Source organism: Actinomyces israelii DSM 43320 (assembly GCF_000711965.1).
Lineage (GTDB): Bacteria > Actinomycetota > Actinomycetes > Actinomycetales > Actinomycetaceae > Actinomyces > Actinomyces israelii.
The window spans coordinates 93,487-115,342 of record NZ_JONS01000006.1 but is presented as its reverse complement, the minus strand read 5'-3'; the positions used below and the strand labels follow the sequence as shown (position 1 = coordinate 115,342).

18 protein-coding genes are annotated in these 21,856 nt (G+C 71.2%); 2 read left to right on the top strand and 16 right to left on the bottom strand.

Features of this window, described 5'->3' with window-relative positions:
• Nucleotides 1-84: 84 nt before the first annotated feature.
• From gcl to O145_RS04425, 13 genes are all read right to left on the bottom strand, one after another.
• Nucleotides 85-1,860, bottom strand: a complete 1,776-nt coding sequence (gene gcl, locus O145_RS04485; RefSeq protein ID WP_043560271.1) for a glyoxylate carboligase — start codon at nucleotides 1,858-1,860, stop codon at nucleotides 85-87.
• A 66-nt stretch (nucleotides 1,861-1,926) separates the two neighbouring features.
• On the bottom strand, nucleotides 1,927-2,847 hold the full coding sequence (locus tag O145_RS04480; protein ID WP_043560269.1) for a sugar phosphate isomerase/epimerase family protein: 921 nt from the start codon (nucleotides 2,845-2,847) through the stop codon (nucleotides 1,927-1,929).
• Nucleotides 2,848-2,946: 99 nt separating this feature from the next.
• On the bottom strand, nucleotides 2,947-3,897 hold the full coding sequence (locus O145_RS04475) for a transketolase family protein (RefSeq protein ID WP_043560267.1): 951 nt from the start codon (nucleotides 3,895-3,897) through the stop codon (nucleotides 2,947-2,949).
• The gene (locus O145_RS04470; RefSeq protein ID WP_043560265.1) at nucleotides 3,894-4,715 is read right to left on the bottom strand and encodes a transketolase; all 822 of its coding nucleotides are present in this window, start codon (nucleotides 4,713-4,715) and stop codon (nucleotides 3,894-3,896) included. Before O145_RS04470 ends, O145_RS04475 begins: the two co-directional genes overlap by 4 nt.
• A 78-nt stretch (nucleotides 4,716-4,793) precedes the next feature.
• On the bottom strand, nucleotides 4,794-5,204 hold the full coding sequence (locus tag O145_RS04465) for a DUF3830 family protein (protein WP_043560263.1): 411 nt from the start codon (nucleotides 5,202-5,204) through the stop codon (nucleotides 4,794-4,796).
• 56 nt (nucleotides 5,205-5,260) lie between these two features.
• On the bottom strand, nucleotides 5,261-6,256 hold the full coding sequence (locus tag O145_RS04460; protein WP_043560261.1) for an aspartate/ornithine carbamoyltransferase family protein: 996 nt from the start codon (nucleotides 6,254-6,256) through the stop codon (nucleotides 5,261-5,263).
• A gap of 84 nt (nucleotides 6,257-6,340) precedes the next feature.
• A complete protein-coding gene (allB, locus tag O145_RS04455) occupies nucleotides 6,341-7,696 on the bottom strand; it encodes an allantoinase AllB (protein WP_043560259.1) in 1,356 nt (451 codons plus the stop codon).
• Between the two features lie 58 nt (nucleotides 7,697-7,754).
• Nucleotides 7,755-9,263, bottom strand: coding sequence for an NCS1 family nucleobase:cation symporter-1 (locus tag O145_RS04450; protein ID WP_043560257.1), 1,509 nt, complete (start codon nucleotides 9,261-9,263; stop codon nucleotides 7,755-7,757).
• A gap of 52 nt (nucleotides 9,264-9,315) precedes the next feature.
• Nucleotides 9,316-10,257, bottom strand: coding sequence for a carbamate kinase (arcC, locus tag O145_RS04445; RefSeq protein ID WP_043560256.1), 942 nt, complete (start codon nucleotides 10,255-10,257; stop codon nucleotides 9,316-9,318).
• Nucleotides 10,258-10,320: 63 nt separating this feature from the next.
• Nucleotides 10,321-11,043 carry an aspartate/glutamate racemase family protein gene (locus O145_RS04440; RefSeq protein ID WP_043560254.1) on the bottom strand — a complete coding sequence of 241 codons (723 nt, stop codon included), beginning with the start codon at nucleotides 11,041-11,043 and terminating at the stop codon, nucleotides 10,321-10,323.
• A gap of 508 nt (nucleotides 11,044-11,551) precedes the next feature.
• Nucleotides 11,552-11,830 (bottom strand): hypothetical protein, encoded by a 279-nt coding sequence (locus O145_RS04435; protein ID WP_043560251.1) that lies wholly within the window; start codon nucleotides 11,828-11,830, stop codon nucleotides 11,552-11,554.
• Nucleotides 11,831-11,995: 165 nt separating this feature from the next.
• Nucleotides 11,996-12,718: a FadR/GntR family transcriptional regulator gene (locus O145_RS04430; protein WP_043560249.1), complete on the bottom strand. Its 723-nt coding sequence runs from the start codon at nucleotides 12,716-12,718 to the stop codon at nucleotides 11,996-11,998.
• A 193-nt stretch (nucleotides 12,719-12,911) separates the two neighbouring features.
• Complete coding sequence (locus O145_RS04425; RefSeq protein WP_043560247.1) at nucleotides 12,912-14,222, bottom strand: MFS transporter; 1,311 nt, start codon at nucleotides 14,220-14,222, stop codon at nucleotides 12,912-12,914.
• Nucleotides 14,223-14,573: 351 nt separating this feature from the next.
• Here O145_RS04425 and O145_RS04420 point away from each other — a divergent pair, with 351 nt between their 5' ends.
• Together O145_RS04420 and O145_RS04415 are read left to right on the top strand one after the other, a co-directional pair.
• Nucleotides 14,574-15,884 carry an MFS transporter gene (locus O145_RS04420; protein ID WP_043560245.1) on the top strand — a complete coding sequence of 437 codons (1,311 nt, stop codon included), beginning with the start codon at nucleotides 14,574-14,576 and terminating at the stop codon, nucleotides 15,882-15,884.
• A gap of 180 nt (nucleotides 15,885-16,064) precedes the next feature.
• A complete protein-coding gene (locus O145_RS04415; protein WP_043560243.1) occupies nucleotides 16,065-16,712 on the top strand; it encodes a TetR/AcrR family transcriptional regulator in 648 nt (215 codons plus the stop codon).
• A 115-nt stretch (nucleotides 16,713-16,827) separates the two neighbouring features.
• On the opposite strand, the gene O145_RS04410 is transcribed toward O145_RS04415, so the two are convergent.
• From O145_RS04410 to O145_RS04400, 3 genes are all read right to left on the bottom strand, one after another.
• The gene (locus tag O145_RS04410; protein WP_052374663.1) at nucleotides 16,828-18,264 is read right to left on the bottom strand and encodes a glycoside hydrolase family 30 protein; all 1,437 of its coding nucleotides are present in this window, start codon (nucleotides 18,262-18,264) and stop codon (nucleotides 16,828-16,830) included.
• Nucleotides 18,265-18,397: 133 nt separating this feature from the next.
• Complete coding sequence (locus O145_RS04405) at nucleotides 18,398-20,602, bottom strand: beta-galactosidase (protein WP_043560241.1); 2,205 nt, start codon at nucleotides 20,600-20,602, stop codon at nucleotides 18,398-18,400.
• Between the two features lie 105 nt (nucleotides 20,603-20,707).
• Nucleotides 20,708-21,838, bottom strand: coding sequence for a GNAT family N-acetyltransferase (locus O145_RS04400; RefSeq protein WP_043560238.1), 1,131 nt, complete (start codon nucleotides 21,836-21,838; stop codon nucleotides 20,708-20,710).
• Nucleotides 21,839-21,856: the final 18 nt, after the last annotated feature.

Below are 21,856 nucleotides of genomic sequence, written 5' to 3'. Positions count from 1 at the left end.
TCCCGGCGGGGGCGGAGGCGGGAGCGCGGAGGCGCTGAGGCCCGCGGAGCCGCCGGGCGAAGCGGCCGGCGGCTCTGCGGCCGCTCAAGCGGACAGCCCGACCGCGGTCGGGGCGTCGACGGCCGGGTCCTCGGCGATCGGCTCGAACTCGGTGACGGCGTCGATCGCGCCGCCCATGGAGATGTTGGTGACGCGCTCGAGGATCGCCTCGACGACGACGGGCACTCGGTCCCGCTCGGCGAGGCCGCGGGCCCGCGCCAGCGCGTCCCCGAGCTCGTCGGGGGTGCGCGCGCGGATGGCGTGGCACCCTAGGGCCTTGACGACGCCGATGTGGTCGACGCCGTAGCCCTCGGTCTCGGGGGCGTTGATGTTCTCGTAGGAGAGCTGGACCTGGTAGTCCATGTCGAAGCTCCTCTGGGACTGGCGGATCAGTCCCAGGTAGGCGTTGTTGACGACGACGTGGACGTAGGGGATGCGGAAGTGCGCGGCCACGGCCAGCTCCTCGATGAGGAACTGGAAGTCGTAGTCGCCCGAGAGCGCCACCACGGGGGTGTCCGGGTCGGCGACGCACGCGCCGATCGCGGCGGGTATGGTCCACCCGAGCGGGCCCGCCTGCCCGGCGTTGACCCAGTGGCGCGGCCGGAAGACGTGCAGCATCTGCGCCGCCGCGATCTGGGACAGGCCGATGGTGGTCACGTACCGGGTCTCCGGCCCGAAGGCCCGGCACATCTCCTCGTAGACGCGCTGGGGCTTGAGCGGCACGTCGTCGAAGTGGGTCTTGCGCAGCAGGGTGCGCCTGCGCTCGTTGCAGGCCTCAACCCAGGAGCCGTACCGCTCCAGGGGGCCGGAGTAGCGCTCCTCGGCCGCCTCCAGCAGCACCCGCAGCGCGACCCCGGCGTCGGAGACGGACCACAGGTCGGGGGCGAAGACGCGCCCGATCTGGGTGGGCTCGATATCGACGTGGACGAACCGGCGCCCCTTGCGGTAGACGTCCAGGCTCCCGGTGTGCCTGGCGGCCCAGCGGTTGCCGACGCCGATGACCAGGTCGGACTCCAGGAAGGTGGCGTTGGCGTAGCGCTGGGAGGTCTGGATGCCGACCATGCCCTGGGCGAGCCGGTGGTCGTCGGGGATGGACCCCCAGCCCATGAGGGTGGAGATGACCGGCACGTCCAGGTACTCCGCCAGGGCGACGAGGTCCCCGGCGGCGTCGGCGCTCATGATCCCGCCGCCGGCGATGAGCAGCGGACGCTCGGCGGCGTCGAGCATGTCCAGGACGCGGTCGGCCTGGGTGCGGGACATCGCCGGGACCGCGACGGGGAGCGGCTCATAGCAGTCGATGTCGAAGTCGATCCGGGCGACCTGGACGTCGAAGGGCAGGTCGATCAGGACCGGGCCGCGGCGCCCGGAGCGCATGAGCTGGAAGGCCTTGGCGAGGGTGCCGGGGACCTGGGCGGCCTCCAGGACGGTCACGGCCATCTTCGTCACGGGCGCCGCTATGGAGGAGATGTCGACGCCCTGGAACTCCTCCTTGCTCAGCATGGGCACGCTCGCCTGACCGGTAATGCACAGGATCGGGACGGAGTCGGCGGCGGCGGAGTACATGCCGGTGACCATGTCGGTCCCGCCGGGGCCCGAGGTGCCGATGCACACGCCGATGTTCCCGGCGCCGGCCCGGCTGTACCCCTCCGCCATGTGGGAGGCGCCCTCGACGTGCCGCGCGAGCACGTGCCGGATCCCCCCGTGGTTCTTCATCGCGGAGTACAGGGGGTTGATGGCGGCGCCCGGGACCCCGAAGGCCTGGGTGGCGCCCTCCTTCTCCAGGATGAGGACGATGGCGTCCACTGCTCTCATGAGTGTCATGGTTCTCTGCTCCAATCGGTGGGATGTGCGCCGCCGGGCAGCCCCGTGCGGGGCCGCCCGCGGGTGTTACAGCGTCCGCCAGGCCTCCCGCAGCACGCGCTTGGCGTCCGCGACGACCGCGCGGCTGCGCTGGCCGCCGCGGGGCTGCACCTCGAAGGCGACGATGCTGCGCTCGGGGGCGTCGGGGCGCAGGTAGCCGATGTCGAGCAGGGCGCGGAGGAACTCGCGTACCTGCGGGACATTGCTCTCGCCCTGGGGGTGGCCGAAGTACGGGTGGAGGTCCCCGTAGTCGGGGTGGCTCGGGTCGCTGATGACGCAGTTGCCAATGTGGGCGTGGTTGATGAACTCCCGGGTAGCGCTCAGCGCCTGGTGCGGGGTCTCTCCCTGCATCGGCAGGTGGGACAGGTCGACCATGAGGCCGAAGTCCGGGATGGCCTTGCGCACCTCGTAGGCGAGCTCGCAGGCCATGCGGTTGGTGCCGACGAGGGCCTTCTTGTCGGTGGAGTCGTCGAAGGTCTCCAGGGACAGCACGAGGTCCCCCTTGGAGCGGGCGTAGCGGCCGAGCTGGACGATCGAGTCGGCCAGGAGCTCCAGCGCCCGGTCCCGCTCGCCCGCCGGCGGCCTGGGGCCCGACAGGAAGCCGAACTTCCCCGCGCCGAGCTCGTAGGCCTGGTCGATGCCCCCCTTGAGGACGTCGATGGCGTGCGCGCGCTCCTCCTCGTCGGGCGAGTTGAGGTTGAGCCGGCCCTTGAGGACGTAGGGCTGGCCGCCGAAGCCGACGGCGACGCCGGCGCTGTCCAGGAGGTCCGCCACGCGCCGGCGCTCGGCGTCGTCGTCAATGCGGGTGACCTCGATGGCGTCGAAGAAGTCGTCCTCGACGATCTCGGCGACCGCGTCCGCGACCGGCTCCTGGCCGCTCTGGGCGAAGGGGTAGGCCATGAAGTGGACGATCCCGACCTTCATGTAGTCGTGCAGTGACTCTTTCATGCTGTGTCTCCTCGGTCTTCTCGTAGCCGCGCGCCCGGCGGGTGCGCGTGGTGGGTGGTGTGCGGCGGGTGCGCGCGGCGGGCCGCGCGGGTGGGACGGTCAGCCACGGCGCTCCAGGACCGTGCGCGCCGCCCGGGCGATGTCGGCGGCGCGCAGCCCGAAGTAGTCGAAGAGCTCGTCCATGGTTTCGGACACCCCGAAGACGTCCTTGGTGCCGACCCGCTCCAGGGGGGCGGGCAGACGGGCGCCCAGGGTCTCGGCGACGGCGGATCCCAGGCCACCCAGCACGGAGTGCTCCTCGGCGGTGACGGCGCAGCCGGTCCTGGTCACCGAGGCGACGACCGCCTCGACGTCGAGGGGCTTGACGGTGTGCAGGTGGAGGACGTCAGCCTCGACGCCCCCGGCGGCGAGCAGGTCGGCAGCGCCGAGGGTCTCGGAGGCCATGCAGCCCGTCGTGAGCAGGGTGACGTCCTCGCCCTCGCGCAGCCGGACCGCCCTGCCGATCTCGAAGGGAGTGTCCTCATCGGTGACCACGGGGACGGGGAGCCTGCCGACGCGCAGGTACACGGGCCCGTCCAGGGCGTGGGCGGCGTGGACGGCCTTGCGCATCTCGACGGCGTCGCACGGCACGACGACGGTCATCTCGGGGATGGCCCGCATGATCGCGACGTCCTCCAGCGGCAGGTGGGTCGCCCCCTCCTGGGCTGCGGTGGTGCCGGCGTTGTGCCCGACGATCTTGACGTTGCGCCGGGAGTAGGCCACCGAGACGCGCACCTGGTCGAAGCCGCGTCCGGTCAGGAAGTTGCCGTAGGCGTTGGCGAAGGGCACCCGTCCCAGGGCGGCCATGCCGGCCGCGGTGCCGACGATGTCGCACTCGGCGATGCCGAGGTTGAAGAACCGGTCCGGGAACCTCTCGCCGAAGCGGTCGGTGTAGTTGGCCTTGGCGCAGTCGCCGTCGAGCACGAAGACGTCGTCGTGCTCGACGCCGATCTCCACCAGCCCCCGGGCGTAGCCCTCGCGGGGCTCCCGGGGCTCGTGACGCTGGGTCATCGCAGTTCCTCCAGAGCGGTGGTGAGCTCCTCGTCCGTGGGGGCGAGCCCGTGGTACTTGGCGGTGTTCTCCATGAAGGACACGCCCTTGCCCTTGACGGTGCGGGAGATGATCGTGGTGGGGGCGCCCCTGGTGCGGGAGGCCTCGGTGAGCGCGTCGTCCACGGCGCGCAGGTCGTGGCCGTCGACGTCGATGACGTTCCAGCCGAAGGCCCGCCACTTGGCCGGCAGGTCGCCCAGGGACTTGACGGACTCCACGGTCCCGTCCAGCTGGATGCCATTGACGTCGACAATGGCGCAGACGCTGTCCAGGCCCCAGGCGGCCGCCGTCATGGCCGCCTCCCAGATCTGGCCCTCCTGGCTCTCGCCGTCGCCGATCATGACGTAGTAGCGCGCGTTCAGGCCCTCGTAGCGGGCCGCGAGCGCGGCCCCGTTGGCGATGGAGAGCCCCTGGCCCAGCGAGCCGGACGAGGAGTCGACGCCGGGCAGGTGGGTGTTGGAGGGGTGGCCCTGGAGCCGGCTGCCCATGGCCCTGAAGGTGAGCAGCTCCTCATGGGGGAGGTAGCCGCGCGCAGCCATGACCGCGTAGTACGCGGGCGTGCAGTGCCCCTTGGACAGGAAGAACATGTCGCGCCCGTGCCACAGCGGCTCCTGGGGCCGCACGCGCATGTGCCGCAGGTAGAGGACGACGAGCGCGTCAACGGCCGAGAGGGAGCCTCCCGGGTGACCGCTGCCGGCCTTGTGGGTCATGCGGACGATGTCGCGCCGGCACTGGCGCGCCACGTCCTCGAGCTCGGCGAGCTCCTGGTCATTGAGCATGGTTTCCTCCTTCTCGGCTCCGCCTCCCGCCCGGCGGGTTCTCCCGCCGGGCGGGAGGCGGAGCCGGCTCGTGGCGGGTCAGGCCTCTCGGAACGTGATCTCCTGGGCGCCGTCCCACAGGAGCCTCTCTCCGAGGGCGGGGAGGTTCTCGGCCCCCTCGACGACGGTGGCGAAGTGGTTGCCCGCGAGCTGGCCGGCCTTGGAGGCGAAGTTGACGTAGCCGTAGGCCATGAGCAGCTCGGTCTCAGAGACGCCGCCGGGGTAGATGACGAGCTCACCGGGGTGCGGGTAGCAGGTGCCGTTCTCGGGCGCGATCCCCAGGTCGAGGTCGCCCATGGGGATCCAGCCGGCCTGGCCGGACCAGCGGACGTGGATGATCTTGGAGTCCAGCGGCAGGAGCTTCTTCCGGAAGGCGGCGACGGTCGCGGGGGCCGTCTCCTCCTCGTAGCGGGCCAGGAAGGTGAGGCCGCCGGCCTTGATCTCGAGCATGGTGCAGGTCCTTTCTCTTGCGGTGCTGGGTTGTAATGCGGTTGCCGCCGGTGCGCTCACAGGCCGAGGATCGCGGTGACCAGGGCCATGCGGATCGAGACGGACTGGAGGATCGCCCGGAAGTAGAGCTGGTGCGGGGTGTCGTCGATCCGCAGGTCCATCTCGCCGGCGCGGCGCGGCAGGGTGTGCGTGACGTAGATCTGGTGTCCCTTGGCGGCCTCCTCCTGGAGCGTCTCGTAGCGCACGAGGTAGCGGTCCATGAGGGTCTTGAACTCCTCGGCCTTGGCGCCGGCGGGTGCGGAGCAGCCGGGCAGGTAGATGAGGTCCTGGGTGCGGATGAACTCGTTGAAGGTGTCCTGCTCGAAGTCGAACTCCTCCTTGAGGCTGACCTCGCCGTGGGAGAGGATCCGCTCCCTGACCTCGGCGGGGGTGCGGCGGTCGGAGTCGGAGCAGATGGTGACGTTGGCGCCGAAGCGGGCCAGGCCGGCGGCCATGGAGTGGCCGGTGCGGGCCTCGATCATGTCGGGGGAGACGACGGCGACGTTGAGGCCCTCGATCCGCCCGAAGCGGCGCCACATGGTGTACAGGTCGAGCAGGGCCTGGGTGGGGTGCTCCCAGTGTCCCCAGCCGCCGTTGATGACCGGGCACTCGGCGGCCCGGGCGCCGCGGCGGGCCTCCTCGGCGTCGTAGTGGCGGATGACCATGAGGTTGGCGTACTGCGAGACGCAGCGCATGGTGTCCTCGATGCTCTCCTCCTTGGCCACCGAGGAGGTGACCTTGGGGTTGGCCTCGACGATGACGTGGCCGCCCAGGCGCTCCATGGCGGTCTGGAAGCTCATGCGGGTGCGGGTCGAGGGCTGGAAGAACATGAGGGCGAGCATCCGGTCGCCGAGCAGGTCGACCCTCGAGCGGTTGAACAGCTCCAGGTTCTTGCCGAGCTCGAACAGCGAGTAGAGCTGGTCGTTGGTCATGTCGGTGATCGAGATGAAGTCCTTGCCGACGTGGTCGACGGCGTCGACCAGGCCCTTCATCGAGCGCATGTACTCAGACATGGTGTCTCTCCTTCGAGATGGGGTGGTGGTGAAGGTGCGGGACGGGTGGGGCCCCGGAGCGGGGCCCCAGGGCCGCCGCCCGGGTCAGGGGCGGCGGATCATGCGGCCGGCCTTGGAGTCGCGGTCGACGGTCCGCCCCCGCAGCACGGTCCGCTTGACGACGCCGCGCAGGACGCGCCCCTGGTAGGGCGAGATCTTGTTCTTGTGCTCCAGGGACTCGACATCGACGACGAAGGTCTCCTCGGGAGCGACCACGGCGAAGTCGGCGTCGCTCCCGACGGCGATGGCGCCCTTGCCGGGGATGCGGAAGCTCGCGCAGGGGTTCGCGGCGAACCACCGGGCGATGTCGCCCAGGTCGATGCCGAGCTCTTCGCCGGCGCTCCACACCGCCGGCAGCCCGAGCTGGACGGAGGCGATGCCTCCCCAGGCCCTGCCGAAGTCGCCGGTGTCCTTGCACTTGAGGTCGATGGTGCACGGCGAGTGGTCGGAGGCGATGTGGTCGATGGTGCCGTCCTTCAGGCCCTCCCACAGGGCCCGGCGGTTGTCCTCCTCGCGCAGCGGCGGGCAGCACTTGTACTCGGTGGCGCCGTCGGGGATGAGCTCGGAGGCGAAGGTGAGGTAGTGCGGGCAGGTCTCGACGGTGACCCTGACGCCGTCGCGCTTGGCGGCGCGGATGGCGGGCAGGGCCTCGGAGGAGGACAGGTGGAGGATGTGGACCCGGGCGCCGGTCTCGCGTGCGGCGACGAGGACCTGCTCGATGGCGGTGTTCTCCGCGGCGCGGGGCCGGGAGGCCAGGAAGGTGGCGTACCGGTCGGTGATGCCCTGGGGCGCCTCGGCCAGGATGCGGGCGTCCTCGGCGTGGACGATGAGCACGGCGTCGAGCGCGGCGAGCTCGGCGAGGACCTCCCTGACGCCGTCGTAGCCGAGGTAGCCGTACTCGTCGAGGCCCGAGTGGGCGGTGAAGCACTTGAACCCGAAGACGCCCCGGTCCCACAGGGGCGCCATCTGGTCGATATTGCCCGGGACGGCGCCTCCCCAGAGGCCGACGTCGACCGAGAGCAGGCCCCGGGCGGCCTCCTCCTTGGCCTCGAGGCCGGCGACCGTCGTCGTGGGCGGGCTCGAGTTCAGCGGCATGTCGATGATGGTGGTGATGCCCCCGGCCAGGGCCGCCCGGGTGGCGCTCTCGTAGCCCTCCCAGGCGGTGCGGCCGGGCTCGTTGACGTGCACGTGGGAGTCGACGAGCCCGGGCATGAGGACCTGGTCGTCGGGGACGACGATCTCCTCGCGGGCGCTGACGTCGGCCCCGGGGCCGAGCAGGGCGGTAATGCGCCCGTCGTCGACGACGACGGTGGCCGGGCGCGTCCCGTCGGGGAGGACCGCGCGCCGGGCGCGCAGGACGAGCTGGTGGGTCTCGCGGGTGTTGCGGGTGTCTGCGGTCATGGCTTCCTCACGTCCTCGTGATGTCGTCTGTGAAGTGGTGCGGTGGCGCGGGTGCGGCTCAGCGCGCGACCGAGTCGCGGTCGGCGTCGAGGTCCACCGCCGCCGCCTTCTCCAGGGCCCGGGCGATATGGGGGTCGTTGCGCGAGATGGCCAGGTGGGCGATCAGGCCGAGCCCGGCCCCGATGAACCAGGAGAAGGGGCTGAGGAACCTGCAGAAGTCGACCTGCACGACGGCGACCAGGATCGAGGGGATCGAGGCGATGATGAAGGCCCACACGGCGCGCATGTTCCAGCCGTTGTCGAAGGCGTGCTCCCCCCGCGCCCTGAACAGCTCGGAGACCTGGACCAGCTGCCTGCGCAGAATGAAGTAGTCGGCGATGATAATGCCGAACAGGGGTCCGAGGACGGCGCCGAGGGCGGCGAGGAACACGTTGATGATGAAGGGGCTGTTGAACAGGTTCCACGGCGTCATCACCAGGGCGATGCAGGCGGAGATGAGGCCGCCGCGCTGGAAGCTGATCTTCTCCGGCCAGGCGTTGGCGAGGTCGTAGGCCGGGGACACGAAGTTCGCCACGACGTTGATGCCCAGGGTGGCCACGGTGAAGGTCACGGCCCCGAGCACAATGGCGACGGGGTGGTCGAGGCGGGCCACCAGGTCGACGGGGTCGAAGATGTACTCGCCGTAGATCTGCATCGAGCCCGCCGTGACGAGCACGGAGACGACCGAGAAGGCGATGAAGTTGACCGGCAGCCCCCACAGGTTCGCCAGCCACACCGCCCTGCGGGTCGGGGAGAACCGCGAGAAGTCGCAGAAGTTGAGCATGAGTGTGGCGAAGTAGGCCACGGTCAGGGAGATGGCGGCCAGGACCGCGTGGGCGGTGCCCCACTGGGAGGGGGCGGTGGCGAGGTCGAAGGAGACGTGCCAGCCGGCGAGCTTGAGGACGTAGACGGTCAGGATGAGCATGACGACCCACACCGCCGGGCCGGCCCAGTCCTGGAACTTGCGGATGGTCTCCATGCCCTTGCGCAGCAGGAGCAGCTGGAGCGCCCACATGAGGATGAACGCCGCCCAGCCGAGCAGGCTCTCCCCGAGGAGGCGGGTCCGGCCGATCTCGACGACGCCCGGCCACAGGCCGGCGACGAGCACGATGACGGCCCTGGAGGCCAGCCACGTCTGGATGCCGTACCAGCAGATGGCGACGAAGCCGCGCAGCAGCGCGGGCAGGTTCGAGCCGATCGTGCCGAAGGTGATGCGGGCGAGCACCGGGTAGCACAGGCCCGTCCTCTGCCCGGCGAACCCCACCAGGTTCATCAGGAGGAAGACAATGATGATGCCGATGCTCAGCGAGGCGAAGACGTGCGCGGCGCCGAGCCCGAGGGCGAACAGGCCCGCGGCGAAGGTGTAGCCGCCGATGGAGTGGATGTCGCTCATCCACATGGCGAACAGGGAGAAGAATCCCCAGTCCCGGCTCCTGGCGGGGGCGAGGTCGTCATTGATGAGGCGGGGGTCGATGCCGGCGGCCGGTTCGGGGACCATCGGCGGTCGGCCTTGCGTTTGTGCGGTCATGGGTTCTCCTGTGGGTGAGGACCGGGCTCCCTCGCCCGGCGCGCGGGGATGATCAGCGGGTGATGACGGTGCCGGCCCTGCCGTCGACGGCGTCCCGAAGCCTTGCCAGGGACGTGATGACGACCCTGCGGCCGCCATTGCGCAGGAAGCTGATGGCCGCCTGGATCTTGGGGGCCATGGAACCCTTGCCGAACTGCCCCTCGGCCAGGTGCCTCTCCGCCTCCTGGATGGTCAGCTCGCGCAGGTCGACCTGCGCGGGGGTGTTGTAGCCGAGGCTGACGGCGTCGACGGCGGTGCAGATGGCGAAGTCCTCGACGCCCAGCTGGTTGGCCAGCAGCGCCGAGGCGAAGTCCTTATCAATGACCGCCTCGACGCCGACGTAGCCGGCGCCCTCGCGACGCACCGGGATGCCCCCGCCACCGCAGGCGACGACGACGCAGCCGGAGTCGACCAGCGAGCCGATGACGCGACGCTCGAGGATGTCGAGGGGCTGCGGGGATGCGACGACCCGCCGCCACCCGCGCCCGGAGTCCTCGCGCAGGACCCAGCCGTCCCTCTGCTCGTGCTCGCGGGCCTCGGCCTCGTCCATGAAGGAGCCGATCGGCTTGCTGGGCTCGGCGAAGGCGGGGTCGTCGGGGTCGACAAGGCTCTGGGTGACGACGGCGACGACCTGGCGGTCGATGCCCCGCTCGGCGAGACAGCCCCTCAGGCTCCTGGCGAACAGGTACCCGGTGGCTCCCTGCGTGTCCGCGCCGAGCACGTCGAGGGGCAGCGGGGGGAGCTCGCCGACCGCCAGCTCGGCGCGGCGCAGGAGGAAACCGACCTGCGGCCCGTTGCCGTGGGTGACGACCGGGGTGTATCCGGCGTCGACGAGCGCGGCAATGCGCTGCGAGGACTCCAGGACGGCCGCGCCCTGGCTCTTCACGGAGATCCGGTGCTTGTCCTTGATGAGTGCGTTGCCGCCCACGGCAACGACGATTCCCTTGGTGATCACGAGTGTCCTTCCGGCGAGGGCGGTGGGTGGTGGGGGTTCGACGAGGGCCGGCGGGGCCGGGGCTCAGCGCGCGGACAGCGGCCAGCCGCTGACCCTCTTGGGGCGCGGAGGGGCGAAGGCGCGGACCTTGGACGTGCTCAGGCGCAGGTCGCCCAGGCCCTCGGCGAGCTTGACCGCGGCGGTGACGCCCTCGACGACGGGGACACCGAGGTCGGCGGTCAGCTGGGCGTCCAGCCCGGCCATGCCCCCGCAGCCGAGGACAATGACCTCGGCGCGGTCCGCCTCGACCGCCTGCCGCGCCTGCGCGGCCACCGCCCGGCGGGCGGCTCCGGCGTCCTCGAGCTCCAGCACGCCGAGCCCCGAGGAGCGCACTGAGGCGCAGTGCGCGCTCAGCCCGAAGCACGTCAGGCGGTCCTCGATCCCGGGAACGGTCCGGTCCAGGGTGGTGACCACCGAGAACCGGTGGCCGATGAGCATGGCCAGGTGGGCGGCCGCCTCGGTGATATCGACGACGGGCACGTCGAGGAGCTCCATGAGCCCCTCCTTGCCGTGCTCGCCGAAGCCGGCCTGGATGACGGCGTCGAAGTCGCCGTCATAGGTGACGACGGCGTCCATGACGCCGACCGCCGCCAGGTAGGACTCGAAGCTGCCCTCGACCGAGTCCGCCCCGAAGCTCGGCGTGAGCTCGACGATCTCGGTGCCCGGCCGGGCGGCGGCGCGCGCCGCCTCGGCGATGGAGTGGGTCATCGTCCGAGTGGTGTTGACGTTCACCGCGAGGATCTTCATTCCGCGCTCCTCCACATGAGGTTCGGCTCGGGCCGCAGCGCTGCGGTCCATAGACCTCAGAGGTCTGAGGTATCTCAATTGAACCTCACCACGGCGCTCTTGGCAAGACCCAGATCACATTTCCCAGGCGCCCGTCCCCACCGTCACCGCGGACCGGTCCCGGCGAAGAGGGGAGGCGGAGACTGCGAGGGACGGGCGGTGGGGCTGCGCGCCGGCGTGCGGCCCGGGCGCCCGCACGGAGCGGGCCGGAACGCGCCGGAACGTGAACGCACCCTCGCAGCACTAACGCGCCTTTCTCCCGTCCTTCTGGGGTCTACCCCCAGAAGGACGGGAGAAAGGCGCGTTCACGCGACGAAGCTCCGTGAACGTCGGGGCTTGCCCGGCTCAACCTGTCGCCCCGCGGCGGGCGCAGACAGTCCGCAGACGCGCCGAGGGTGGCGCCTCCTGGCGCCGCCCTCGGCGGAGGGCGCGTGTCGCGACCCGCCCGCGCCGGAGCTTTTCGCAGGTCTCAGAGCCCCGCGCGCCGCAGCTGCCAGAACGCGGTCGCAACGGAGACCACCACCGAGACGACGGCGCAGCCGACTACGACCGGCTTCGAGTCGGCGATGGCGGCGAAGACCGTGAACATGCCGAGAACGGCCAGCACCGCCAGGGCGACCGAGACGACGGTGGCGTCGGTCTGCCATGCGACGGTGGGGGCCTCATCGGTCGGGCTCTTCGAGGAGACGGCGCGAAGACGGGCGGAGGAGGGGCGGCGCGTAGCGACGTCCAGGGCAACGACGGACATGGTTCCTTGCTTTCTTCGTGGACGAAGGTGCGGGAGCGCAGCCGCACTCCGCACGGCTGTGGCGTGGCACCCTTCAAATCAGACCTGCATTCACCGTACAACACCTCAGAGCACTGAGGTATGTCGCTTCTATCACGAGCGCGCCAGCACCAGCGCCCTCGGCACCTACAGGTTCTCCGAGACCTCGTCGGGGCGGCGCTGACGGGCGGCGAGGATGTCCTCGCGCGTCTGCGCCATGTGCGCCTGCATCAGCGAGACCGCCAGGTCCTCGTCCTGGTTCTCCACCGCCGCCAGGATCTCCCTGTGCTGGGCGTCCACACGGCTGCGCACCTCCTTGGACTCAGTCGCGCGGAACCGCACCCCGAGCAGGGCGTCCCGGTAGGGGTGCACCGCCGAGGAGACGAACTGGTTCCCGGCGGTCCGCAGAATCACATCGTGGAAGGCGTAGTCGAGACCGACCAGGGCCTGGACGTCGTCGGCGCGGTCCGCGACCGCATACTGCTCGACGCTGCGCCGCATCTCGGCGAGGTCCTCCTCGGTGCGATTGCGAACCGCCAGGCGGACCGCCCCCACCTCGATCATCTCCTCCACGCCCAGCACCTGGACCTCAACCTCGACGGCATTGCCCTCGTGCGCCGAGACGTACATCAGGTACCGCAGCTCGCTCCAGCGGAACCGGGGCAGCAGGAACGTGCCTCGGCCGTGCACGACATTGAGCACGCCGCCCAGCGACAGCGTGCGGACCGCCTCCCGCATAGTCGGCCGCGACACGTCGAGGAAGCGCGCCAGGTCCGCCTCCGCGGGCAGCGGCTCCTCCTCGACGAACGTGCCGTTGACGACGGCGTCGAGGATCTTCTTCACTGCTCCGGCGACCATGTCGACGGCCATCCGACCTCCCTGGGACTCGGCGCTGCGGTGTATCGGGGTACTGACGCGCGCAGGACACACGCGCCCCGGCGAAGGAGAATGCGGCGGAGGCCGGCACTCGGTCTGCGCTGGGGCGGCGTCTTCTCAGACAACAGCATCTCATAACCGCCTCACAACCGCCGTCGTCCCCGACCGCCCTCACCGCCGCCGGACCTCACGCCCCGGGCCCGCCCACCGGGCGGGGCCGGCCGCCCAGCGCCCCGACCCGGCCGCGGTAGACCAGCGCGACCGCCCACACGAAGGCGATCAGCGCCGCCTGCACGCCCCGCGACCAGCCGACGGCGGGCATCACCAGCACGGCCGCTCCGGCCGCCGCGCACTCGGCGCTGTTGAACAGGACGTCGTAGATGGAGAAGGCGCGCCCGCGGTAGGCGTCGGCGGTGTCGGCCTGCACAATCGTGTCCACGGCGATCTTGGCGCCCTGCACCCCGACGCCGAAGAGGAAGATCCCCGCCGCCACCGCGGCCCACATGTGCGTGGCCACGAGGACGAGCTGGCCCGCGGTCCCGCCGATCAGGCACATGACGATCCAGGCCGACGGCGCCACCCTCTCGCGGGCCAGGGGAGTGAGCACGACGGCGAGGCCGTGCCCGGCCACCATCGCACCCATGAGCGCACCGAAGACCTCCAGCCCGGCGTCGGCGTCCTCGGGCGCCGCGAGAAGGTTGCGCGACATGAGGATCAGCGTGATCAGCTCCATGCCGTACACGAAGCGGTGCAGGGCCATGGTGGTCAGGGCCAGGCCGGGCGTCCCGCGCCGCACGAGGTAGCGGACGGCGGCGGCCAGGTCGCCCGCGGTCGCGGCTAGCGCCGTCGCAACCTCCGTGCGGCGGTCGATCCGCTCGGGCCCCAGCTCGTTCCCGCCCAGGCGCGTGACGGCCCCGGCCGCGAGCGCGTACAGCCCGACGGCGACGACGAGGCTGCCGGCGTCCTGGGCGGTGCCCGCCGGCAGCGCCAGGCGCAGGACCAGGCCGAGGACGGCGCCCGCCGCGGTGGCCGTGCCGCCCAGGGTGGGCACGATGGAGTTGGCGACCAGCAGCCGCTCGCGGCCGATGATCTGCGGCAGCCCGGCCGACATCACGGCCAGCAGGAAGCGGTTGACGCCCAGGGCCGCCAGGACCAGGACGTAGACGAGCGGCCCGATCCCTGCCGCGCCCAGGTGCAGCGCGGTGGCCGCGATCAGGCTGGCCCGCACGAGGTTGCCGACCAGGAGGGTCTGACGGCGCCGCCAGCGGTCGATGAAGGGCCCGACGAAGGGGCCGACGACGGAGAAGGGCAGCAGCATAACGATCAGCGCGGCGGCGACGCCGGCCGCGTCGGTCATGTTCTGGGGGCGGAAGAAGAACAGCGTCGCCAGCCCGGCCTGCACCATCCCGTCGCCGGTCTGGGAGATGAGGCGGACGCCGAGCAGAGTGCGGAAGGCCGGGACGGCGGCGAGGTCCCTGAGGTCGGCGGTCAGGCGCATGGGTCAAGACTGGCCTACTCGCGCCCCGGTGGGGAATCGGGGCGGGGGCGGCTCGTCGTCGAGGTCGCCACGGCGGACCCCCGACGCCGGTCGCGGCCGGTACGCGCGGGCCGGGGTGGGCCGGGGCGCGGCAGCGCGGCAGCGCGGGCGGGGGACGACGGCGCCGCCGCGCATGTGGAGCAGTCCTGGCACGATTTTAACTTGCGGTAATCGTTATTGTCGGTCGTTGGCAAATCGGATGAGCAACCTGTTGACGCAACGGTGCGAAGCGATTACGATCGCCGTTGTACTTACTAATCAGTAAGTAGTCAGTTCTGACGGACACCGCCGTTCGACGAATAGGTCACACACATGCCCCCGACACCAGCAAGCCTCGCTGCCGAGGAAGCGGCCCCGGCTCCCTCCAATCTGGCGCCCGACACGGGACTGCCCCTGCCCAGGAGCACCATGGTGCGCTTCGGAGCGGGCTTCCTCCTCATCTCCGTCCTGTGGGCGATCGGCCTGAGCATTATCGCCTCAGTCCTCCTGCCCCAGCGCCTCAAGGACCTCGGCGTGGCGAGCCCCGACGCCCTCCTCGGCACGATCAACGCGATCACCGCCGTCGTGTCCCTGGTCTCCAACCTGGTCTTCGGCAACTTCTCCGACCGCACCCGCTCGCGTCTGGGCAGGCGCACCCCCTGGGTGGTGTGCGGCGGCGTCCTCGGCGGCATCACGCTCTTCGCCGTCGGCGTCCTCAGCAGCACCGTCCTGCTCACGCTCGACTACTGCCTGTGCATGGTCGGCCTCAACATGATGCTGGCCCCCGCCATCGCCGTGCTGTCCGACCGCGTGCCGGAGTCGATCCGCGGCACCATGTCCACCTTCTGGGGCGTCGGAGCCTCCATGGGGTACCCGCTCGGCGCCATTATCGGCGCCCGGTTCATCGCCGGCGGCACGGCGTCCGTCTCCGGATTCGTCCTGGGCGGGGCGCTCATGGGAGTCTCCGGCATTGTCGCCGTCGCCCTGTGGCCCCGCGAGCGCCCCTCCACGGACGCCGACGTCGAGGCGGGCTCGCTCCTGGACCTCCTGCAGTCCTTCGTCCCCCCGACCAGGAACGCGGGCGACTTCTACAAGGCCTTCGTCGGCCGCTTCACCATGCTCATCTCCTACCAGATGATCAACGCCTACCAGCTCTACATCATCCAGGACTACCTCCACCTGTCCGCCGCGGAGGTCGTCACCACCGTCTCGGTCACCAACACCATCATCCTGGTCACCAGCCTGTCCGGCGGCTTCCTCGGCGGGCCGATCTCCGACCTGCTGCGCCGCCGCAAGCTGCCCGTCGTCATCTCGTCCCTGTGCTTCGCCGTGGGCGTGGCCATGCCGTGGCTCATCCACTCCACCATGGGCATGTACCTGTTCGCCGCCATCGCGGGCTTCGGCTACGCCGTCTACAGCTCGGTGGACCAGGCGCTCAACGTCGATGTCCTGCCCGACCCGGACAAGGCCGGCAAGGACCTCGGCATCCTCAACATGTCCACCACCCTCGGCCAGATGTGCGGCCCGATCATCACCTCATTCGTGGTCACCCGCACCGGGGAGTACACCCTCGTCTTCCCCATCTCCATCACCTGCGCCGTCCTCGGCTGCTTCTCCATCCTCATGATCAGGAAGGTCCGCTGAGCACGGCGGCACCCGCGCTACACCGGCTGCGCCGTCCGCTCAGCCGCCCGCGCTGCACCGGCTGCGCCGTCCGCTCAGCCGGCCGCGCTGCACCGGCTGCGCCGTCCGCGCGCCAGTCCCGCCCGAACCGCAGGCGGGGCTGGCGCGCCGTCGCAGCGGATTGTCTCTAGGATTGTAGTCATGACCTCCAATTCGGCCGCCAAGCAGCGTGTCCGGCTCTCCGCGGAGGAGCGCCGCGAACAGATCGTCACTGTCGCCACCGAGCTCGTCGCCCGGCACGGCTTCAACGGCCTATCCCTGCAGGAGGTCGCCGACGGCGTCGGCATCACCCAGGCCGGCCTCCTCCACTACATCGGCACCAAGAACGGCCTGCTCGAGCTTCTTCTGGACTCCCGCTACGACAGGCAGGGAACCCCGCAGGACTTCCTCGACTCCGGCAGCGCCGCAGCCACCCACCCTGAGGGAATATCCCTGCCCGCCTACTTCCGGTACCTGGTCGCGTTCAACCAGGCCCGCCCCCAGCTCATGGAGCTCTACATGACGCTCGGGGTGGAGGCGACCGACCCCCGGCACCCCGCCCACGACTACTTCATCGACCGCCCCAACCAGGTCTGGGAGTACTACTCCAACTTCACCTGGCGCCTGCCTCCCGAGATCCAGGAGGCGGGCGGCTGGGAGACCATGCGGCCCCTGGTCGAGATGGCCCTTGAGGCCATGGACGGCGCGCAGATCCGCTACTTCCGGCGTCCCGCCATCAGCCTCGTGGAGGAGTGGACCCGGTGGGAGCCGCTGCTCTTCCCCTCCCCGCTGTGGGACGACTACCGCTGACGCGGCCCGCCCCGTCGAGATAGACGTTTTCGGACGAGATCGACGGTGTCGCCGTCGATCTCGTCCGAAAACGTCTATCTCGACGCCAAGGGTGCGCCGGGAGCGCGTGGCGGCCTCAGGCCAGCGGCTTTCCCGCGACCTCGACCTCCTCGGCGGGGACGACGACGGTGACGATGGAGTCCGCCGGCGCGGTGAAGGTCACGTTCTTCCGCCCGATCCCGACGACGATCTCCTGCGGGGTCGTCATGTCGTTCTGCGCGGCCACGACCACGGACCCGTCCGGGTTGTGGAAGGCGAGCAGGTTCTCATACCCCGTGTAGGACAGCGCCGGGATGAAGCGGGCGCCGGGCCTCACGAAGCCGGACAGGTGGCGCAGCACGTAGTACTCGTAGCTGAAGCGGCTCGTGCCGGTGGCCGGGTCCACGACGACGAGGGAGTTCTGGCTCCAGCCCCAGCGGGAGACCCCGCCCTCGTCGAGGGCCAGGTTCCAGTAGTCGTAGACGCTCGCGCCATTGGTGAAGTAGTGGCGCATCATCGTCCAGGCGTACCTGGCATAGCGCCAGTCGTTGCGCCCGTCGCCGCACTCCTGCTCGGACTGGTAGATCTTGAGGTCGGGGTGGGCGTGGTGGACGAAGGGCACGGCCCGCTTGCCGTCCCACTGGAAGCCGACGCCGCCGATGCGGGGGCCGACCTGCGGGTCGGCCAGGACCTTCTCCACCATGGAGTCGTCGGGGCGCTCCATGGTGCCGAAGAAGACGGCGACGCCGCGCCTGTCCATCTCTGGGATGAGCCGCTTGAGGAAGGCGATGAGGCCCTCCGGGGTCCATGTGCAGGCCGGGTAGATCTGCGCGGAGTTGAACTCGTTCTGGGGCATGACCATGGAGATCGTGATGCCGCGCTCGGCGTAGGCGTCGATGAATCTGCCGAAGTAGCGGGCGTAGGCGTCCAGGACCTCGTCGGTGAGGATGAGGCCGTCGGTGCCCTCGGCGATCTGGTTGTCCGGGTCGAGGCCGTTGTCGAACCTCGTCTGCTCGCTCAGGGGGTTCGGGGCGGCGCAGGCGTAGTGCCTGTTGCGCTTGAACCAGCTGGGCGGGCCCCACGGGGAGGCCCACAGGGTCAGGTCGGGGCGGTGGGCCAGGGCGGCCCTGAGGTAGGGGACAAGGGTGGCCTCATCGTGCTCGATGCTGAAGTGCTCCAGGGCGTAGTCGCCGTCGACCTCGTCGTAGGAGTACCAGTCCACCGCGAAGTCGTTGGCACCCACAGGCATGCGGCACACGGACAGGTCGGCGCCGACGCCGGGGGCGAAGACCTGGCGGAGCACCTCGGAGCGCTCGCCCTCGTCGAGGCGGGACAGGGCGACCCAGCCGAGCTCGTTGAAGCAGGCGCCGAAGCCGTCCACCTCCTGGGCGGGCTGGTCGAGGCGGAGGAAGGCGCCGGGGAAGGCGGTCATCTCCCCGATCGAGACGGGCTCGTCGGGGGTGAACCAGGGGTTGTCCTCGGTGGTGGCGACCCAGGTGGGGCCGGCGGTCGGCTCGGTAGCTGCAGCGGACATGACTCTCCTCGGATTCGTGTCGGTTGTCATTGCTCTCATTGCCATGACGGGGATCAGGAAGTCTGCGACAGGTTGTCGTAAAGCGGTGCGCGCCACCGGCGGGCGTATCCGTGCCGGAGGCGGCGCACGGGTCTCAGGCCCGGTCGCCCTCGACGACGAGCACCCCCCAGGCGGGGACGCTCACGGCCGCGCCCGCCGCGAGGGGGGCGCCCGGCTCGCCGACGGCGCCCAGGACGTCGCGCCCGCCGACGGGCAGGACAACGCCGACCGGCTCCCGGGAGTAGTTGAGGAGGTAGGTGAGGCTGCGCCCCCGGCCGTTGACGCCTTTGCGGACCGTCACGGTCCCGGCCAGGCCCACTGCCCAGTCGGCGACGTCGGCGCGCTCGGCGGTCAGGCGCAGGACGGCGCGCAGCAGTGCCGGGCTCGTCATGGTGGCCAGGTGGGTGACGGAGCCGGCGCCGACGGCGCGGGCGGCGATGGCGGGCCCGGACCAGGCGTGGTGGGAGTACTCGGCGAGGACCTCGACGTCGCCGCCCTCGGCCGGGTGGGCGACCGGGGTGAGCAGCTCCATAAAGGTGGAGGCCGCCAGGTCCGCCTCATTGCGCCCGACGGCGCCGCCAGCGCCGCCGCCCGCACCCCCGCCGTCGGCGCCCTCACGCTCCGCCGCACTCCCACCGCCCGCGCCGGCGCTGTCGGATCCCAGCGCCTCGGCCAGGGCCCCGCGCGGGGCCAGGCGCACGCCCTCGGGGCGGGTGAACTGGTCGGTGCCGAGCCCCAGCAGGTCGCTCAGCCCATGGGGCTGGCGATCGGTGAAGACCTGGAGGTTCTCGTCGGCGACGCCGGTGCGGAAGGTGGTGACCAGGTGCCCGCCGCCGCGCACGTAGTCGCGCAGGGCCCGTGTCGTGGCCCCGGGGGTGACGTACAGGGCGGGGGCCACCAGCATCCCGTAGCGGGCCAGGCGCTCTGCGCCGGCGTCGGCGGGGACGATGTCGACCTCGATATTGAGGTCGAACAGGGCGTCGTAGACCCAGCGGAAGACGTCGTTGTAGCTCGCCCCGCCCCCGGAGTAGCGCCGGGGGAAGCCGGACTCCAGGGCGAACCACTCCAGGGCGGTGAGCGACTCGTTGGAGACCATGATGGCCGCCCGGTTGCGCTTGGTCAGACCGGTCAGGGCGGCGGCGTGCTCGGCGATCTCGCGGCCGAAGCCGGCTGCCTCCAGGTAGGTGGGGTTGGGGGAGTAGTCGTGGGAGAGCAGCCCCTTCCAGTAGGTCTCGAAGGAGTTGTGGAGGGAGCCCCAGTGCCAGTACATGACGCCGCGGGCCCCGCAGGCCAGGTGGGAGTAGCCCTGGAGGCGGAGCTGGCCGGGGTAGGGCAGCCAGCCCATCTGCCCCTGCGCCTGGGTCTCGACGACGAGGTAGGGCGCGCCGTCCTTCAGGGAGCGGCTCACGTCCCCGCCGAAGCCGATCTCCCTGCCGGTCAGGTGGTCCTCCCCGGGATGGTAGATGTCGACGCCGGCCAGGGTGACGGCCCGCGCCGCCCGGAAGTGGTCGACGGCGGGCTGGATGCCGAAGGAGTGCCCGCGCCACTCGTAGTCGAAGTTCTGGGTGACGAACTGGTCCTCGCGCCGGTAGTCGTCGACGATGGCGCGCTGCCAGGCGAGGAAGTCGGCGACCAGGCCGCGGCGGAAGGCGTCGAAGGCGGCGGCGAGCGAGCCGTTGATGGTGCCGGTCACGTCCGGGAAGTCCTCCCAGGCGCTCACCCGGTTGGCCCAGTAGCTCAGGCCGTAGGCGGCGTTGAGGGCGTCGAGGTCGCCGTCGAAGCGCTCCTTGAGCCAGTCGACGAAGGCGCGCTGGATGCCGGGGTTGGCGGCGTCGTAGTACTTGGTCTCGTTGTCGAGCTGGAAGCCGACGACGACGTCCCGCGGCGCCGTGCGCGCCACCAGCGCCCGGATGGCGGCCTCGGCCCAGTGGCGGTAGGCGGGGGCCGTGATGTCCATGTTCTGCCGGGGGCCGTACACGGCGGGGCCGGCGCCGGTGACGGCGAGGACCTCGGGGTGACGGGCGGCCAGCCAGGTGGGGACGGCGGCGGTGGGGGTGCCGACGATGACGCCCAGGCCGTGGGCGGCGGCGGCGTCGATGGTGCGGTCGACGTGGGTGAAGTCGAAGACGCCGGGGGCGGGGTTCCAGGTTCCCCAGGTGAACTCGGCGATGCGGATGGTGGTGAAGCCGGCCTCCGCCATCATCTCCATGTCGCGCTCCAGGCGGTCGGGGCCCGCGGAGGCGGGGGTGTACTCGTCGTAGTAGGCCGCGCCGAAGAGGATGCGGTCGGATCGGATCATGAGTGCCTCCTGTGCGGCGCCGTCGCCATTTACCTAGTACTTACTAGATAATAGCCCGATCGGCGCCCAGGTGGAAGAGGGCTCGCCCGAGAATCTACCGGTCGTTCAGAACTCGATGAGCCCGGCCCACGGGCGCAGCAGGCTCGCGCACGCCAGATCCACCGGAACGGTCTCGTCGCAGACCGGCGGGACCCCGGCCACGAGCTGGGCCAGACGCGGCAGGCTCACCGGGACGCCACGCGCACCGCCCGGACGCACGCGGGCACGGCCGCCCTCCAGCGTCAGGACCCACGTCCCGGTATTGGCCGGCACCAGGGGGTCGGCGACGTCCAGGCACCACCGCCCCTCGACGTCGTCGGGCCACCCCCGGCCCTCCAGCGCCCGCACGACGTCGATGACTCGCAGCATGGGCATGGAGCACTCCCGCACCCGCAGCCGGTCGGGGGACCAGCGGATCAGGTCGTCGTTCCCGCCGCCCCACACCTCGATGCGCGACCCGCCGGCCTCTGCCGCCTCGGCGCCGAGCGCGGCCAGCGCCGTCGTCCACGCACCGGCGTCGGCGGCGCGCAGGAAGTGGACGACCAGGCGCCCGGGGAGCCGCTCAAGGCGCAGCATGCCGACGACCCGGCCGGCGCGCTCCAGCACGACGTCGCGCACGCCGTCGTCCGCGGGCGGCGCCGGGCTCAGGGCACCCTCGAGATGGCGCGACAGCGGGCCGAGCACGTCCTCGCCGACGCGGGGCCCGCGCAGGCGCACCGTCGGGTCCGCGGCGGCGTTCTCGACGACGGCGCGCGCCACTTCCCGCAGCTCCAGGCAGCCCACGGCCTCGTACCCCAGGCACCGGTAGAACAGGGGCGCAGCGGGGTGGACCAGGGAGACGGCGGAGCCGCTCGCGCGCTCGTCGGTGAGCAGCCTGCCGAGGAGCCCGCGGGCGACGCCGCGCCCCCGGTGGCGCAGGTCGACGGCCACATCGAGCAGGCCGTGCGCGGGCAGCCCCCGACCGCCGATCCTCACAGTCATCGGCAGGGAGCCGGCCATGGCGACCGGGAGGCCGCCGGGGTCGAGGGCGCCCATGACGCACGGCCCGCCGCCCGCGGGCGCCCGCGCGATCGGGCCGCACCGGGAACGGCCGGGAGGCCGGCGCTGGACGGCGAGGTACTCGCGCCCGGCCTCCTCTCCCAGGGGCCGGAACGTGAATCCGCCCGCGAGAACCGCCGTCGATGACGTCGCGCTCACTGCCACTCCCCTTCGCTC

Excerpts from the sequence above, each read along its gene's own strand:
- gcl (WP_043560271.1), bottom strand. The coding sequence starts at position 1,860 with ATGACACTCATGAGAGCAGTGGACGCCATCGTCCTCATCCTGGAGAAG.
- O145_RS04480 (WP_043560269.1), bottom strand. The coding sequence starts at position 2,847 with ATGAAAGAGTCACTGCACGACTACATGAAGGTCGGGATCGTCCACTTC.
- O145_RS04475 (WP_043560267.1), bottom strand. The coding sequence starts at position 3,897 with ATGACCCAGCGTCACGAGCCCCGGGAGCCCCGCGAGGGCTACGCCCGG.
- O145_RS04470 (WP_043560265.1), bottom strand. The coding sequence starts at position 4,715 with ATGCTCAATGACCAGGAGCTCGCCGAGCTCGAGGACGTGGCGCGCCAG.
- O145_RS04465 (WP_043560263.1), bottom strand. The coding sequence starts at position 5,204 with ATGCTCGAGATCAAGGCCGGCGGCCTCACCTTCCTGGCCCGCTACGAG.
- O145_RS04460 (WP_043560261.1), bottom strand. The coding sequence starts at position 6,256 with ATGTCTGAGTACATGCGCTCGATGAAGGGCCTGGTCGACGCCGTCGAC.
- allB (WP_043560259.1), bottom strand. The coding sequence starts at position 7,696 with ATGACCGCAGACACCCGCAACACCCGCGAGACCCACCAGCTCGTCCTG.
- O145_RS04450 (WP_043560257.1), bottom strand. The coding sequence starts at position 9,263 with ATGACCGCACAAACGCAAGGCCGACCGCCGATGGTCCCCGAACCGGCC.
- O145_RS04440 (WP_043560254.1), bottom strand. The coding sequence starts at position 11,043 with ATGAAGATCCTCGCGGTGAACGTCAACACCACTCGGACGATGACCCAC.
- O145_RS04435 (WP_043560251.1), bottom strand. The coding sequence starts at position 11,830 with ATGTCCGTCGTTGCCCTGGACGTCGCTACGCGCCGCCCCTCCTCCGCC.
- O145_RS04430 (WP_043560249.1), bottom strand. The coding sequence starts at position 12,718 with ATGGCCGTCGACATGGTCGCCGGAGCAGTGAAGAAGATCCTCGACGCC.
- O145_RS04425 (WP_043560247.1), bottom strand. The coding sequence starts at position 14,222 with ATGCGCCTGACCGCCGACCTCAGGGACCTCGCCGCCGTCCCGGCCTTC.
- O145_RS04420 (WP_043560245.1), top strand. The coding sequence starts at position 14,574 with ATGCCCCCGACACCAGCAAGCCTCGCTGCCGAGGAAGCGGCCCCGGCT.
- O145_RS04415 (WP_043560243.1), top strand. The coding sequence starts at position 16,065 with ATGACCTCCAATTCGGCCGCCAAGCAGCGTGTCCGGCTCTCCGCGGAG.
- O145_RS04410 (WP_052374663.1), bottom strand. The coding sequence starts at position 18,264 with ATGTCCGCTGCAGCTACCGAGCCGACCGCCGGCCCCACCTGGGTCGCC.
- O145_RS04405 (WP_043560241.1), bottom strand. The coding sequence starts at position 20,602 with ATGATCCGATCCGACCGCATCCTCTTCGGCGCGGCCTACTACGACGAG.